This window comes from Candidatus Tisiphia endosymbiont of Metellina segmentata, assembly GCF_964030715.1.
Taxonomy (GTDB): domain Bacteria; phylum Pseudomonadota; class Alphaproteobacteria; order Rickettsiales; family Rickettsiaceae; genus Tisiphia.
The window spans coordinates 301467-315637 of record NZ_OZ034919.1 but is presented as its reverse complement, the minus strand read 5'-3'; the positions used below and the strand labels follow the sequence as shown (position 1 = coordinate 315637).

Genomic DNA, 14171 nt, shown 5'->3' with positions numbered 1-14171 from the left:
TACCAATTGCAATAATTAACACGGTGTATTTATCCAGTCTCTATACATAATTGATTTTACTAAATCTACATTATGAGCAAATTGATTCCAAGCGTAACAAGCCATAGTGACGATATCTTCATATACACCATAACATTGGTTAGACAAGAAATGATTTTTGATCCATGCCCAAACTTGTTCCATTGCATTAAGTTCCGGTGCATAGGGCGGAAGCGGTATCAAAGTGATATTGCTTGGCACAGTTAGTTTTTTGGCTGTGTGCCAACCTGCATTATCCGTTAGTAAAGCTATATGTCGGTTGCCTTGAATACTGCGAGAAAGGTCTTCTAAGAATTTATTCATTGCCTGTGTATTTGCATATGGTAAAATTAATGCAAAAGCTTCTCCTGTATCATGGCAAGTAGCTCCATAAATATATGTTGAAATGAATTGCTGTTGCCGAACTTTACGGGGTCTAGTGCCACGCTTAGCCCATATACGAGTTAAGCTACCTTGTTGCCCAACTCGAGTTTCATCCTGAGACCATATATCAACTTTACATCTATCGATATTTTTTGGTAATAATTCTGTTAGCATGTCTGGGAAGTTTTTTTATATGTATTTTGAGTCTCTTGATTTGACTTTGGATGCATTGAACGAGAAGTAATCCAGCTAAAACCAAGGCGGTGCATAGTATTGTAGACTGTTTTTAAAGTACATTTAGCACCATATTCCTCAAGTAACATGATATGTAGCTCCTTTCCAGTTATATACCCACCAGTTTTACTTTCACTGAGCGTATTGATTTTATCAAAAAGAGCAGACTCTTGTATAGTGTTAATCTTCCTAGGGGCACCGCTTCTTTGTGATTCAAATAATCCTTCAAAACCATGATTCCTAAATCTTCTGAGCCATGATTGCACAGTTTTCCAGTGTGACTTCACTATTTCAGATATGGCTTTAAAAGATTTGCCTAATTGAAGGTAATACATCGCCAATAAACGTATACGATTTCGACCATGCGGCTCATGTTTCATCATTTTTATAAAATCATGACCATGAAAACCTTGCGGTAATATTAACCTAGCCATTTGAGTACCTTTATCAGTTAAAAACCCATTTTACACCACTGCGTTAATTATTGCAATTGGTATAATATAATGTAAAAAATATAATGCAGGAATTAATAGCATAGTATCCATGAAAATTCAATGCACGCTACGCTATAAATGCATTGAGTTTCCATGGATACTATGCTGAAAAGGTCGCCTCAAGGATGAATGCCAAAGGGCATTCATATGATTATTTCTATTTTTTTATTAAATTTAACATTTTTTTGAGGTGATTTATGACTAAATATTTTAATAGTGGGCTTTATGAACTGACATTTTATGCCAAACATGAAATAGACTATCACACTGATACTATTATCGAGGATATAGAATATAATATGGAATTACTAATGGAATATTATGCCCCTGATCTTGAAGAGTATACTCAATTAACCTGAAGAGTTGGCAAAATAATTAAAAGTTATAGTCTGAAATTGGTCAGTTATAAGAGTAAGCAAATTACCTTTGTATTTATCAATATTAGAAAAAAATCTATCTATAGCTTCTGAGAATTGAGCAAAATTATGGTAAAATTTATTATTTGTTACAGTTCTATGCATAAATTTCCATAATCGTTCAATCGGATTAAGATTAGGGCTATAGGGAGGTAAAAATACTAATTCTATTTTGCTATTTACTAGATACTCCTTTACTGCCTTTGACTTATGATACCCAGCATTATCACAAATCAAATATATCTTCTCTTTATTAGGATTTTCTGCTTCTAATTTTTGTAAAAAATTGATTATATAATCACCGTTTACTTTAGGATTATCTGTACTAACTAATTGCAAATCAGATAAATTAATTGCTCCTATTAAATGCTTCCTTTTCCAGCCACTAAATGTTGGTAAAGTTTTATTTTGATTCTTTCTGATCCAACCATAACGGGCTTTTGTTTGATACTGAGGATGAACGCTATCCATAAAATATATAGCTTCTTCACTTAACAGCAATGCTTCTGCTATTTCTCCATAGCTCCAACCTTTATCATACAGCAAAACTGCCTTAATTCGGTCACATACTCTCCTATCTCGTTCATTACCATGACGTGACTTCAGTGCCGTTCTTTGTTCAGATGTTAAAATATTTCCCATTATCATATTCTAGCTTCTTTCTTCTCTTCCTTCAACTCTTCATTTACGAGCAGTATACGTGAAAGAAGAAATAATACTACAAGAAGTAGAAAAAGTATTAGCAACACTCCATTTAGAGCCTGAATTGCATTCTGAAGTAATTAGTTATATTAAAAGCTCGGCAAAAATAGAGCAAGGTTTTCATAAAATGCGTATAGGAGAGCTACATGCTGAGCATACTAAGATCAAAACGCGTATGGATAGGTTAACTGATTTATTTTTAGATGGTGATATTAGCAAGGAAGATCATGAAGGAAAACGTCAGCAATTAATACAAAAACGTGAAGATATCGTGAGAGAAATAGAAAGCCATAATAATGCTGATGATAAATTTTCAGAATGCTTGGTTAACCTAGTAGAACTGGCTTCCGGAGCGTTAGAAACCTTTAAAGGTTCGACTACGGAAGGAAAACGTAAATTGATGAATTTAGTATTTGCGAACCTAGAATTAAAAGACGGAAAGCTAGACTTTATGCTACGTCCACCGTTTGATGCATTCGTAAAATGCACTAAAATCGAAGAATGGCACACCCTAGAGGATTCGAACCTCTGACCTACGGATTAGAAATCCGTTGCTCTATCCAGCTGAGCTAAGGGTGCGTATACTCAAATGATTTGGAGAATTACGACAATAAATAAACAAGGGATGAGCGAACGCAAGCAGTACATAAAGTACGTGAGTACGCGAAATTCCTGCAAGTATTCGCAAAAGCCAATTCTTCAAAGCAGAAGAGTATATATACAAAGATGTTTTTTTATATCAGCTAAGATGATCTTTTTCAAGTGCAAAAAATAATAACTTTTCTTCTAATATAACTGGTTCTTGTATCTAATAGTCAACTTCATCGTTATTTTTGTTCTCGAGTTCTTACAAGAGGGGTGTTATCATAGTACCCTACATTTTTCTATAATCGTCATAGCAAGGCTCTTTAGATGCCGTGGCGATCCAAGTAAACAGCGAGGCTGTTTTTTTAGAGTAACGCTTCGCGTATCCTGGATTGCCGCGTCGCTGCTTTTTCGTGACTCCTCGCTAATAGACGATCAGTAGCCATTTTAATAGTGGTTATATAAAAAATGTAGGGTACTATGATATATCAGTTTAAACATTCTGACTTTATAATATGCGCTGCTACGCTTGAAGGAGAGCTAGGACTTTTAAAACCTAATTCTATTAAAATCTTCCTGCTTTCTTTCACTTGCTGTGCTGCTTTTTTCCTGTCAACTAATAGTGATGTAAGCTTATCTGCTATATTTGATTTAGTACAGTTAAACTGGATAAATTCTGGTAATATCTCTTTATTAGCAATAATATTAATCAAAGAAATATAAGGTATTTTTATTAGTAACTTTATTAATAAAAAGCTTAAGATATTTAATTTATAAGCAACAATCATTGGAGTATTACAAGCGGCAATTTCTAAGGTATTAGTGCCAGATTTTGCTAGAGCAAGGGTAGCTACAGCAAAAATCTTAAGTCTATCACTTGAGAAATGGTAGTTAAATGCTGCATCTGATAAAAATGGTTCAATTAAAGATTTATGACTAGACTCAGCCGTGACAAATATCACTTCAAGATTAGGGAATTTTTTTGCTAGTAGATTGATCGCCGCCGTGAATACCGGGGCATGTCTTGTTATTTCACCTTTGCGGCTACCACAAGTGACACATAACACTTCTGAATGAACAGGTATTTGTAATTCTCGCTTTAATAGCTCTTTATCTTTATCATCATAAAAATACTGCTCTAATATTGGATGACCAATATACCGACAATCTAGACCTACCTTCTGAAAGTACGGTGGCTCGAATGGCAGTAAAGCCAACAAATGATCATAAATTTTAGCGTATTTCATAGCCCGAGAAGGTTTGTATGCCCAAACGGATGGTGCTACAATGTGAATAATCTTTAAATTGGGCCGGACTGCTCGAATCTTCTTTGCTACTCTATAAGTAAAGCCTGGCGAGTCTATGGTAATTAACAAATCTGGGGCATGCTGAATTATATCAGCAATAGTACGCTTGATTAGCTTAGTGATCTTAAAAATATGTGGTATAATTTCGACGAAACCCATAAGATTTATTTGACTAATCGGGAAAAGGCTATGCTCTAACCCCGCTTCTTCCATCTTGCTTCCCCCTACACCAACGAACTCTAATTGTATCTCCTCCAGCTTATAGAGATCTTTTAGGCTTTGTATCAAATGACTCCCTATAAAATCTCCCGAGATTTCACCAGCAATTAGATAAATTTTAGCCATTTAACCTCTGCTTACTACATAGGCTTAAATTTTTGTCAATCACAGCAGAATGAATGCCAACACAATCAAGGATCGAATGAAATACATAGTCATGACTAATTTCAGTGCCTAAATGATTGGCTATAGAACTTACCAAATCAGGATGTCTTTTTTTAAATTCATCCGATATCCAAACTAGAAAAAGCACTGTGGTTTGTTCTGGGATCATAGGTCCACCGTGACCGTAATAACCATATTCTCCCAAAGATTCTGCATGATCAGAAACATATATTAGGATAGCGTTACTATTTTTTAATAGATCTATTACATTATACAAAAAAAAATCTGTATATAAAATGGTGTTATCGTAATCATTAATCAACTCTTCAATATCACAACTGCTCTGATCTACCTTAGTAATGGAATTACACTTAGGAGTAAATTTTTGAAATTCTTTAGGATATCTAGCAGAATATTTCCAATGACTACCAGCTGTGTGGATAACTAAAACATTTTTAGTAGTAGAATTTACAATATTATTTTCAATATGAGGTAACATTTTTCCATCGTGATCAAGCCTCCTTAATAAAATAGAACCACCAGGTATCATAGTAAACCTAACTTCATCATAAATTGTAATTGGGTTTTTACTTCTTAAGTATCCTACTATATTCTGAGTGCCAATCCAATTAGTGTTAAAACCAAGCATGGTAAAAATTGACAAAAAACTCGTTTCTTCTGTACTTTTGTCTAAGCTACTCGCAGGATGGCGAGATAGAAGAGATGGAACAGAAAGATGTGTGTGATTGGAAGCAGACTGTGCTTTAAATGAAAAAAGATTTTCAACAGAACTTAAATATGGCGTAGTATCCCTGTGATAACCATTAATACCAAAATGATCAAATCGTGCTGATTCTCCTATTACAAGTACCACTGTAATATTTTGATCCGATTGATCAATGAAAGAAAACTTCTTACTTATATCATCACGCATTGCACTTCTTTTGTTATTTAAAGATAAATATGTGTTATGTAAATATTGGATAGGAAAATAACCCCTTAGCAAATTAAACTGCGGCATAATAATATTATTAATGGTAATTAAAAGACAAATTGCCGCTAGTAATTTTGTAACAAATAGTTTACTATCTAAAATAGAGAAATGCTTCATCGTATAAATACAAGTAGCTATGCTAAAAATTAGCCAAACAATTAGCCTAATACTAACTATCTCATATACTTCATTGAAGTCAGTAGAGAAAAAGCTACCCATCATCTCTTTTGTAGGAGAAATTTTGAAAAGATATAGATAATAGCTGGCAATTGCTCCCGTTACAAATAAAAAGATTGCTCCTATTATAAAAACAAGTCGATGGATAGTTAAACCAAAAAAAATGATAAAGCAAGTAAAGCAAATATAAATAGAGTCCTTACTCAACTCCAATATTGCTTTAAAAAAAGTGAATTTGTAGTAGCTGAATTTATAAACAATAACTGCTGAATTAAAAAGTAGACAATAAATAAAAGAGAACACCAAAGATAGTTTGATTAGTTTACTATCTAAATGTTTTTGGATTAGTTTTAACATATAAATAACGTACTTTTGTATGATTGTAACTTAGGTATCATGATAACATCAACACTGCAAGAGTTTTTTCAACTTTTACAAGTTAATAGACCAATTATATCTGTTGATTATGGGACACGAAAAACAGGCATCGCTGTCTCAAATCAAGAACATACCATCGCTATGCCTATAAAAACTATATATGAGATAACAGAAGAAAATAAGATCAAATCAATATTAGACTTGATCACAACCTATTCTAGCTGTGGTGTTGTCGTAGGGCTGCCGATTAGTATGAATGGTCAGGCTAGTAATCAAACTGCGATTGTATTAAAATTTAGCAAAAAGCTTAGTTTAGCCATAAATCTTCCTATATATCTACAAGATGAAAGACTTACTTCCCTTGCTGCCAATAGTTTATTAAAATCGCTAGGAATCAAAAGACGAGAACGTAACCAAAAAGATGATTCAATCGCAGCAAGTATGATTTTAGAAACTACTTTAGATTCTATTAAGAAACTCCACAGAACCTAAGTGTATCCTAGTGTAATAAAAATACATAGACGTCATATACTGTTCGTAAATGAAGAGTTGATAGACGATAGAATCAAAATCCTGATAGTAGCAGGAATTACCAAATCGAGGTGCTAGGCATACATATTAGTACGTGAGTATCGCTAGAATCTTGGATAATGACAACGCAATTCTTGATTTTCATCGAGTATATATGGGATACTGCAAGAACAAACTCAGATAGACTAAAACTCGTACCATAATTGGTTGCGGGGGTTGGATTTGAACCAACGACCTTCAGGTTATGAGCCTGACGAGCTACCAAACTGCTCCACCCCACGATAATGGAAGTACCTGTGAATTGATTCTTCTTGGTAATTTTATTGTCAAAACTTGCTTCCGTTCCTTACGTATATTTGCGTACTGCTTGCGGTATACTCTTCTACATTTTTCCTAAAAATTATTCAATTCGTAGACACTCCTATAATACACGCACACACTTACCATGACGTCACCCTAAATTTATTTCAGAACCTAAACTACTTAGTTTTAACAAATCCTCCACCCCGCTTAGGATGACATCCACCTTGAGTAAAAGCCTAGCTATACTTTTTTACCAAAACTAAGCCCAGCAAACTTCTTATTAAAGTCACTGATATTTTTATTAGATTGGTTAACAACATTTCCAGATTCTTTAGTCCATGCTGGATGTTTCCTATAATCAACATCCATCAAAATCTCTTCTGCATGACCACCGGAGTTTGTTTCAAAAACATCCTTACTAATAATAATTTTGAATTTTTTATATTTTGGGTGTATTCCAGTTTTCATAATGAAGCACCAACTTTTTTCTCAGCTATCTTTCTTTTAATTACCTTTGCTTTATCTGAGAGTACATCACATGATATTTTAAGCATATATGCATCAAAACCACCTACTTTCTCAACAGAACGCATACATTTGGCATTTACCGAAAGCTTATATTCTTGCTTCGTCAGATCACTTGCAAACCTCACCACCCTTAGGTTAGGTTCAAATCGTCTTCTAGTTTTTCTTTGTGAGTGTGATACTTTATTACCATATAAAACACCTACTCCACTAAGCTCACATCTACGAGACATCGTGATCTCCCTTCCCATAATTTATAACACAGGATTATACTATATAATAAGGTCTTATGTCAATATGTATATTAATATTATATAAACTTTAATGTAAAAATCGTCAACACCTTTGAAGTAGCGAGAACATATCACGCATTGAATAAAGACCGGCTGGTTTATCAAATAACCAAATGGCAGCCTGAATTGCCCCATCAGCAAAGGATTCTTTACTTAATGCTTGATGTTTTATACTAAGAACTTGGTTATTACCTAAAAATAACACTTCATGTTCCCCATGTACCTGCCCTCCCCTAATAGAACTAATACCAATTTCATCAGGCTGTCTTTGACCTTTCTGACTACGATCAAATACTGCATATTCATCAAAATCTAAATTTCTAGCCTTAGCTACAGCCTTACCCAACATTATAGCTGTACCAGAAGGTGCGTCTTTCTTCATACGATGGTGACAATCTAGAATCTCTATGTCGTAAGTATTATCTAGAATTTTTGCTGCCTTTTCTGCCAGTACTGTAAGTAAGTTCGCACCTAAACTCATATTAGCTGAATATAATATAGCCAAGCTTTTGGAAGCTGCGTTTAAGTGATCAAGCTGATATTGAGTTAGACCAGTAGTGCCAATCACTAATTTATTGTTGTAGCTAATAGCATAATCAAGTAATTTTTCTAATATTTCACTGCTAGAAAAGTCGATAATTACATCAGAATTCTGACAAAACTCAGCAAGATCATCTATGCTATTTTTTCTAGTAAATGTTGTAGAAAGTGTACAAGCATTAAATCCATTCATTCTTTGAATTATCATCTGCCCCATTTTACCAGTTGCACCACAAACACCTATACAAACAGTCATTTTAATCCTCTATATTGTCTTAAACAATGTACTAGTGGGTTTAAGTTACTGTTCACTATAGTATTTATCACCTCACCAACCAATATAACATGATCTCCTACTTCATATTGACTAAATTTGTTGCATTCAATATGGCAAACTGCTCCCTCAATCAAAGGACAATTAGTAGTACACCCTAAATTATACGAAATACCTGCAAATTTATCAGTGTTAAACTTAGAAAAATGCCTAGAAATATCTTCTTGATTCTCAGCTAGAATACTAACAGCAAAATATTTACTACTAGTAAAAGCACTCATACTAAAAGCCTGTTTATCAAGACAAAACGATACCAAAGGTGGTAACAAGGAAACTGAGGTAAAGGAATCTGCAGTAAAACCAAATAGCTTATTATTGTATAAAGTAGTGATAATAGTAACACCTGTAGGCAAAGTGCTAAGAGCTTGTTTAAATCGTTCGGAATTCACTGTTGAAGCCATTTTTTAGTAATACGGCTAATTGTTCCATCTTCTGTCAATTCAGCAATAGCTTTATTAACACTATCAATAAGTTTAGAATTTTCTGGCATAGCAATAGCTAGTTCAGATGAAAACTCTGTTAAACCGAAGCTAGCAAGATCAGGATTATTCTCAATAAATTTCTTAGATTGGGATGCCTCTAGTACCACCGCATCTATAACTTTTGACTTTAACTCTTCGACTAGCATTAAATTATTTGATAAATAATTTATTCTAATATTAAACTGCTTAGCTAAATCCTGAACTATTACCGCCCATGTTGTACCAAGTTGTACACCCACAGCTTTATTATCCAAATCTCCAGTATTCTTTAAATTATCTGCTGATCTATACAATATTGACACATTTGTTGATATATAAGGAACTGAAAAGCTAATATGTTTTTTACGTTCTTCGGTTACCGATAACCCAGCTATCACTATATCAACATTTTCAGTAGTCAAAGATGCAAGTAGACCATTAAAATCAAAATTCTTAATTATAACTTTTTTCCCTATTTGTTCTCCTATAGCATTAATAATGTCAATATCAAATCCTACTATTTGACCATTTTGGATAAATTCATAAGGGGGGTTATCTGCAGAAGTTGCAACTATTAAATTTTGTTCTTTAGATTGATTATCACAACCAATCATTAAAAAGGAACAACATATAACAAGGAAGAATAGCTTTATTAGTTTCATAAAAATCAAATAACTGTTTTAATTAATCTGAGTTACCCGAATTTGGGATAAGAATTAGTCAATTCTTATCCCAAATTCGCGTGAGTTCGATGTAATAATTATCCTTCTATACTGGGTATAATGCCTACGCGGGAATGACATCGAGGGAATTAGAATCGAACTCATGTTAATTGATTATCGCACTTCTTATAAGTATATACAATAGACTTTTTTAAAATTTGCCCTTTACATCCTATTATAATTGTTGTAGTATAAGATTGCTGCTTTTGTAGCTATAGTAATAAACGTGATTTAGAATAGAGGTTGCGGACTCGGGGGCGGTACCCGACGCTTCCACCAAATTAAGTTGTGATAGAAGGATACTACAGGTTTTATCCATAAGCTTTCATGGGGGCGAAATAGGATCGACGTGCTTAATAAAAAAATTATCTTTACTCGGTATAATTCCGCCGGACCTTGTGTCGTTGGGTTAAAAAAAAGAAACGCAAATGATAATGAACGTTTCGTAGGAACTGCAGCACTAGCTGCCTAGTCCTACGCGGTTGGGGGCTTAACCGGGCAACAGAAAAAGCCCCGCTAGAATTTTACTTGCATAACTAGAGATATACAAAACCTCATGTGAATAAGGCTTGAATAAGACTATTTAAATTTTGTTCAGCCTATAGCTAACCTGAAAAGGTTTTAGTTATAATGTGACCTAGCTATAAGCTATGTCATTCCCGTTTTTAGCTAGGAATGACATCAAGGTTGTTACTATGGATCAAACATTTTCGGATTAGCTATATCTAGTTTTGTGTTATTTTCTTTGTTTAGTTTATAACTATGAAGACCCCATATCAACAATTTCTTAACGAATGTATGTTGGAATTTGTAAAAAAGATTCTTTCAAAAATTCGTACCGATAAGTTGCAGCTGAATCAACTCTTGTATATTTCTTACAAAACTGATAATCCTGCCGTAGTTTTATCTTCTAGGATAAAAGAACGTTATCCCAAAGAAATAACTATAGTAATACAATATCAATTTGAAGATTTAACTGTAGGACTCAATGGCTTTTCTGTAACAATTAGTTTTGATGGTATCAAAGAAACTATCTATGTACCATTTGATTCGCTTATCAGCTTTGTTGATCCTAATAATGGTTACAGCCTAAAGTTTAAGCTAGAAACAATCAAATCTAATGAATTGCCTAACGAGAAGAAAAGAGAAACAATTAAGGTGTCTAGCGATTCTAAAAGTAAATCTAATTCAGCAGATAATATAATAGTTTTGGACAAATTTCGGAAACCCAGTAAACCCGTATAACGCGAATTTGGGATAAGAATTTGTCAATTCTTATCCCAAATCGGTGAAATTATAGAAACAATCAGATTTAAGACGGCTCTGCATCTGATTGTTAAGTTTATAAGATAGCTTTTTGCATAATATCATTAAGTCTTTTTGCAAATCCACCAGTATCATTGACTGGCTCACCTTCTAAAATACAGGCTTGGTCATACATTAATCTAACCAATTCTTCATTAGCAGAATCTTTATTATTTGAGATTATATCAGCATTAATTTTCTCAATAATTTTATGCTTAGGGTTTAGTTCAAGTATTTTAGCAGATGCTGCCATTAATTGTTTTTGTTCAATTAAGAATCTTTCCATACGAATATCCATAGCTCCGTCTCCAACGGCGAGGCAAGCTGGGCTTGAAGTAAGTTTTTTAGAAATCCTTACATCTTTTACTAAATTACCTAATATTTCTTTAAAATACTCTGTTAATTTGGCATATTCATCATTGTCTTCTTTGATATCCTCAGTTTTTTGCTCAGATTTCTCTAAATCAATATCACTTCTAGTAACTGATTTGATTGCATAACCTTTATAGCTACTATTAACATTAACCCAAAAATCATCAACTGTATCAGTAAACAGCAGTACATCGATATTTTTACTTAAAAATCCTTCTATTTGGGGGCTAGAGAGTAATTTTGCTGGATCATCACCGCTAAGATAATATATAGTGTCTTGCCCTTCTTTAAAGTTACTAATATAGTCATCAAGGCTAATCATTTTACTTAAAAGGCTACTACTAAATATACATGTTTCAAGTAATTTGTCATGATCACTAGTTGCTTCACACAGCCCTTCTTTTAAAGCAGCTCCAAAATTGGACCAAAATTTGCTGTATTCCTCTATAGACTCGTCTTTTTTCTTTTTAAGTTCACTCAAGACTCTTTTAGTTATAGCTGCTTTAATCTTTTCTAAAGTACTATTATGCTGCAAAGATTCACGACTAATATTTAGAGGTAAATCTTCTGAGTCTACTACCCCTCTTAGGAATCTTAGGTAAGAAGGTATTAAGTCTACATTCTCATCAGAAATGAAAACTCTCTTGATGTATAATTTTACTCTTCTCTTACGATCGGGGTGGAATAAATCAAAAGTCTTAGTTGACGGAATAAATAACAAATTAGTAAATTCAACAGTACCTTCATTTTTATTATGAATAGTTAACCAAGGATCGTCCATCGAATAAGATAAAGCTTTATAAAATTCTTTATATTGCTCAAAAGTCAAATCAGACTTAGGTCTTGTCCACAATGCTGAAGCTGAATTAAGTTGTATTTCATTAGCAGTTGACTCATCAATAAAATATATAGGTATGGCTATATGATCAGAATAACTTTTAACTATATGCTTCAATCTAAAATGATCAATATAACTATCTTCATCTTGTTTGACGTGAATAACCACCTCAGTTCCCCTTGTAAAATCATGGTCTAGATCATCCACAGTATATTCTCCAAGACCATCTGACTGCCAAACATAAGCTTTTGTTTCTCCTGCTTTTCTTGAGGTAACGGTGATGCTATCAGCAATCATAAAAGCTGAATAAAACCCAACCCCGAACTGTCCTATTAACATACTGTCTTTTTTAGCATCTCCAGACAGATTGTTTAAGAAATTCCCTGTACCAGACCTTGCAATAGTTCCTAGATTATCGATCAAATCTTCTCGATTCATACCAATACCATTATCTCTAATAATAATCTGCCTTTTATCTTTATCAATTTTTACAGTAATTTTAAAGTGAGGATCATCTGCAATAAGTTTTGCATCGCTTTGGGCTAAGTATCTTAATTTATCACAAGCATCCGAAGCGTTAGATATTAACTCACGCATAAAAATCTCTTTATTAGTATAAAGAGAATGGATCATTAAATTTAAAATCTTACCAACTTCAGCGTCAAACTTCTTTTTTTCTTGGGTCATATAAGTCCTATAAAATACTATACTTCGATCTTATGTATATAATGCTTTAAATGTAAATTTAAATAGTCTAATTCAATATTTTTTATTGCTAAGAGTTTTAATACCAATTGCAATAATTAACACGGTGTATTTATCCAGTCTCTATACATAATTGATTTTACTAAATCTACATTATGAGCAAATTGATTCCAAGCGTAACAAGCCATAGTGACGATATCTTCATATACACCATAACATTGGTTAGACAAGAAATGATTTTTGATCCATTCCCAAACTTGTTCCATTGCATTAAGTTCCGGTGCATAGGGCGGAAGCGGTATCAAAGTGATATTGCTTGGCACAGTTAGTTTTTTGGCTGTGTGCCAACCTGCATTATCCGTTAGTAAAGCTATATGTCGGTTGCCTTGAATACTGCGAGAAAGGTCTTCTAAGAATTTATTCATTGCCTGTGTATTTGCATATGGTAAAATTAATGCAAAAGCTTCTCCTGTATCATGGCAAGCAGCTCCATAAATATATGTTGAAATGAATTGCTGTTGCCGAACTTTACGGGGTCTAGTGCCACGCTTAGCCCATATACGAGTTAAGCTACCTTGTTGCCCAACTCGAGTTTCATCCTGAGACCATATATCAACTTTACATCTATCGATATTTTTTGGTAATAATTCTGTTAGCATGTCTGGGAAGTTTTTTTATATGTATTTTGAGTCTCTTGATTTGACTTTGGATGCATTGAACGAGAAGTAATCCAGCTAAAACCAAGGCGGTGCATAGTATTGTAGACTGTTTTTAAAGTACATTTAGCACCATATTCCTCAAGTAACATGATATGTAGCTCCTTTCCAGTTATATACCCACCAGTTTTACTTTCACTGAGCGTATTGATTTTATCAAAAAGAGCAGACTCTTGTATAGTGTTAATCTTCCTAGGGGCACCGCTTCTTTGTGATTCAAATAATCCTTCAAAACCATGATTCCTAAATCTTCTGAGCCATGATTGCACAGTTTTCCAGTGTGACTTCACTATTTCAGATATGGCTTTAAAAGATTTGCCTAATTGAAGGTAATACATCGCCAATAAACGTATACGATTTCGACCATGCGGCTCATGTTTCATCATTTTTATAAAATCATGACCATGAAAACCTTGCGGTAATATTAACCTAGCCATTTGAGTACCTTTATCA

General features: G+C 33.6%; 17 protein-coding genes, 2 tRNA genes and 1 other RNA gene. 5 read left to right on the top strand and 15 right to left on the bottom strand.

Going from position 1 to position 14171, the window contains the following annotated elements; genetic code table 11:
- Positions 1-15 precede the first annotated feature (15 nt).
- Together AAHM80_RS01805 and AAHM80_RS01800 are read right to left on the bottom strand one after the other, a co-directional pair.
- Complete coding sequence (locus AAHM80_RS01805; protein ID WP_342260101.1) at positions 16-576, bottom strand: IS630 family transposase; 561 nt, start codon at positions 574-576, stop codon at positions 16-18.
- Complete coding sequence (locus AAHM80_RS01800; RefSeq protein ID WP_342259385.1) at positions 570-1070, bottom strand: helix-turn-helix domain-containing protein; 501 nt, start codon at positions 1068-1070, stop codon at positions 570-572. The genes AAHM80_RS01805 and AAHM80_RS01800 overlap by 7 nt, the downstream gene beginning before the upstream one ends.
- A gap of 257 nt (positions 1071-1327) precedes the next feature.
- On the opposite strand from AAHM80_RS01800, the gene AAHM80_RS01795 reads away from it, so the two are divergent.
- On the top strand, positions 1328-1489 hold the full coding sequence (locus AAHM80_RS01795; RefSeq protein ID WP_342260100.1) for a hypothetical protein: 162 nt from the start codon (positions 1328-1330) through the stop codon (positions 1487-1489).
- Here AAHM80_RS01795 and AAHM80_RS01790 read toward each other — a convergent pair.
- Positions 1481-2188 carry an IS630 family transposase gene (locus AAHM80_RS01790; protein WP_342260099.1) on the bottom strand — a complete coding sequence of 236 codons (708 nt, stop codon included), beginning with the start codon at positions 2186-2188 and terminating at the stop codon, positions 1481-1483. The genes AAHM80_RS01795 and AAHM80_RS01790 overlap by 9 nt on opposite strands.
- Positions 2189-2246: 58 nt before the next feature.
- Here AAHM80_RS01790 and AAHM80_RS01785 point away from each other — a divergent pair, with 58 nt between their 5' ends.
- Positions 2247-2780 carry a hypothetical protein gene (locus AAHM80_RS01785; RefSeq protein WP_342260098.1) on the top strand — a complete coding sequence of 178 codons (534 nt, stop codon included), beginning with the start codon at positions 2247-2249 and terminating at the stop codon, positions 2778-2780.
- Here AAHM80_RS01785 and AAHM80_RS01780 read toward each other — a convergent pair.
- The 3 genes from AAHM80_RS01780 to AAHM80_RS01770 all read right to left on the bottom strand — a co-directional run bounded on the left by AAHM80_RS01780 (position 2751) and on the right by AAHM80_RS01770 (position 6052).
- Positions 2751-2827 (bottom strand) — tRNA-Arg (locus AAHM80_RS01780). The two genes, AAHM80_RS01785 and AAHM80_RS01780, sit on opposite strands and share 30 nt — an antisense overlap.
- Positions 2828-3321: 494 nt before the next feature.
- Positions 3322-4485, bottom strand: coding sequence for a lipid-A-disaccharide synthase (gene lpxB, locus AAHM80_RS01775; protein ID WP_342260097.1), 1164 nt, complete (start codon positions 4483-4485; stop codon positions 3322-3324).
- A complete protein-coding gene (locus AAHM80_RS01770) occupies positions 4478-6052 on the bottom strand; it encodes a phosphoethanolamine transferase (RefSeq protein ID WP_342260096.1) in 1575 nt (524 codons plus the stop codon). Before AAHM80_RS01770 ends, lpxB begins: the two co-directional genes overlap by 8 nt.
- A gap of 39 nt (positions 6053-6091) precedes the next feature.
- On the opposite strand from AAHM80_RS01770, the gene ruvX reads away from it, so the two are divergent.
- Complete coding sequence (gene ruvX / locus AAHM80_RS01765) at positions 6092-6565, top strand: Holliday junction resolvase RuvX (protein ID WP_341748294.1); 474 nt, start codon at positions 6092-6094, stop codon at positions 6563-6565.
- Positions 6566-6808: 243 nt separating this feature from the next.
- Here the strand turns inward: ruvX and AAHM80_RS01760 are convergent.
- The 6 genes from AAHM80_RS01760 to AAHM80_RS01735 form a co-directional block, all read right to left on the bottom strand.
- Positions 6809-6885: transfer RNA gene (locus AAHM80_RS01760), tRNA-Met, on the bottom strand.
- A 262-nt stretch (positions 6886-7147) separates the two neighbouring features.
- The gene (rpmE, locus tag AAHM80_RS01755; protein WP_341748295.1) at positions 7148-7375 is read right to left on the bottom strand and encodes a 50S ribosomal protein L31; all 228 of its coding nucleotides are present in this window, start codon (positions 7373-7375) and stop codon (positions 7148-7150) included.
- Positions 7372-7665 carry a 50S ribosomal protein L28 gene (gene rpmB, locus AAHM80_RS01750; protein WP_341748296.1) on the bottom strand — a complete coding sequence of 98 codons (294 nt, stop codon included), beginning with the start codon at positions 7663-7665 and terminating at the stop codon, positions 7372-7374. Before rpmB ends, rpmE begins: the two co-directional genes overlap by 4 nt.
- 103 nt (positions 7666-7768) lie before the next feature.
- Entirely contained in the window at positions 7769-8521 is a 753-nt protein-coding gene (dapB, locus tag AAHM80_RS01745; RefSeq protein ID WP_342260095.1) for a 4-hydroxy-tetrahydrodipicolinate reductase, read from the bottom strand.
- Entirely contained in the window at positions 8518-9000 is a 483-nt protein-coding gene (locus tag AAHM80_RS01740; protein WP_342260094.1) for a flavin reductase family protein, read from the bottom strand. The genes dapB and AAHM80_RS01740 overlap by 4 nt, the downstream gene beginning before the upstream one ends.
- Positions 8985-9722: an ABC transporter substrate-binding protein gene (locus tag AAHM80_RS01735; RefSeq protein ID WP_341755231.1), complete on the bottom strand. Its 738-nt coding sequence runs from the start codon at positions 9720-9722 to the stop codon at positions 8985-8987. The genes AAHM80_RS01740 and AAHM80_RS01735 overlap by 16 nt, the downstream gene beginning before the upstream one ends.
- 220 nt (positions 9723-9942) lie before the next feature.
- Here AAHM80_RS01735 and ssrA point away from each other — a divergent pair.
- Together ssrA and AAHM80_RS01725 are read left to right on the top strand one after the other, a co-directional pair.
- Positions 9943-10300: a transfer-messenger RNA gene (gene ssrA / locus AAHM80_RS01730) on the top strand.
- Between the two features lie 244 nt (positions 10301-10544).
- Complete coding sequence (locus AAHM80_RS01725; protein ID WP_341762000.1) at positions 10545-11027, top strand: ClpXP protease specificity-enhancing factor SspB; 483 nt, start codon at positions 10545-10547, stop codon at positions 11025-11027.
- Positions 11028-11124: 97 nt separating this feature from the next.
- On the opposite strand, the gene htpG is transcribed toward AAHM80_RS01725, so the two are convergent.
- The 3 genes from htpG to AAHM80_RS01710 all read right to left on the bottom strand — a co-directional run bounded on the left by htpG (position 11125) and on the right by AAHM80_RS01710 (position 14155).
- Positions 11125-12984, bottom strand: coding sequence for a molecular chaperone HtpG (htpG, locus tag AAHM80_RS01720; RefSeq protein ID WP_342260093.1), 1860 nt, complete (start codon positions 12982-12984; stop codon positions 11125-11127).
- Between the two features lie 116 nt (positions 12985-13100).
- Positions 13101-13661, bottom strand: coding sequence for an IS630 family transposase (locus AAHM80_RS01715; RefSeq protein ID WP_342259384.1), 561 nt, complete (start codon positions 13659-13661; stop codon positions 13101-13103).
- Positions 13655-14155, bottom strand: coding sequence for a helix-turn-helix domain-containing protein (locus AAHM80_RS01710; RefSeq protein ID WP_342259385.1), 501 nt, complete (start codon positions 14153-14155; stop codon positions 13655-13657). Before AAHM80_RS01710 ends, AAHM80_RS01715 begins: the two co-directional genes overlap by 7 nt.
- Positions 14156-14171 lie beyond the last annotated feature (16 nt).

What these genes read in the sequence shown, in the direction of transcription:
- AAHM80_RS01805 (WP_342260101.1), bottom strand. Translation starts at nt 576, where the DNA reads ATGCTAACAGAATTATTACCAAAAAATATCGATAGATGTAAAGTTGAT.
- AAHM80_RS01800 (WP_342259385.1), bottom strand. Translation starts at nt 1,070, where the DNA reads ATGGCTAGGTTAATATTACCGCAAGGTTTTCATGGTCATGATTTTATA.
- AAHM80_RS01795 (WP_342260100.1), top strand. Translation starts at nt 1,328, where the DNA reads ATGACTAAATATTTTAATAGTGGGCTTTATGAACTGACATTTTATGCC.
- AAHM80_RS01790 (WP_342260099.1), bottom strand. Translation starts at nt 2,188, where the DNA reads ATGGGAAATATTTTAACATCTGAACAAAGAACGGCACTGAAGTCACGT.
- lpxB (WP_342260097.1), bottom strand. Translation starts at nt 4,485, where the DNA reads ATGGCTAAAATTTATCTAATTGCTGGTGAAATCTCGGGAGATTTTATA.
- AAHM80_RS01770 (WP_342260096.1), bottom strand. Translation starts at nt 6,052, where the DNA reads ATGTTAAAACTAATCCAAAAACATTTAGATAGTAAACTAATCAAACTA.
- ruvX (WP_341748294.1), top strand. Translation starts at nt 6,092, where the DNA reads ATGATAACATCAACACTGCAAGAGTTTTTTCAACTTTTACAAGTTAAT.
- rpmE (WP_341748295.1), bottom strand. Translation starts at nt 7,375, where the DNA reads ATGAAAACTGGAATACACCCAAAATATAAAAAATTCAAAATTATTATT.
- rpmB (WP_341748296.1), bottom strand. Translation starts at nt 7,665, where the DNA reads ATGTCTCGTAGATGTGAGCTTAGTGGAGTAGGTGTTTTATATGGTAAT.
- dapB (WP_342260095.1), bottom strand. Translation starts at nt 8,521, where the DNA reads ATGACTGTTTGTATAGGTGTTTGTGGTGCAACTGGTAAAATGGGGCAG.
- AAHM80_RS01740 (WP_342260094.1), bottom strand. Translation starts at nt 9,000, where the DNA reads ATGGCTTCAACAGTGAATTCCGAACGATTTAAACAAGCTCTTAGCACT.
- AAHM80_RS01735 (WP_341755231.1), bottom strand. Translation starts at nt 9,722, where the DNA reads ATGAAACTAATAAAGCTATTCTTCCTTGTTATATGTTGTTCCTTTTTA.
- AAHM80_RS01725 (WP_341762000.1), top strand. Translation starts at nt 10,545, where the DNA reads ATGAAGACCCCATATCAACAATTTCTTAACGAATGTATGTTGGAATTT.
- htpG (WP_342260093.1), bottom strand. Translation starts at nt 12,984, where the DNA reads ATGACCCAAGAAAAAAAGAAGTTTGACGCTGAAGTTGGTAAGATTTTA.
- AAHM80_RS01715 (WP_342259384.1), bottom strand. Translation starts at nt 13,661, where the DNA reads ATGCTAACAGAATTATTACCAAAAAATATCGATAGATGTAAAGTTGAT.
- AAHM80_RS01710 (WP_342259385.1), bottom strand. Translation starts at nt 14,155, where the DNA reads ATGGCTAGGTTAATATTACCGCAAGGTTTTCATGGTCATGATTTTATA.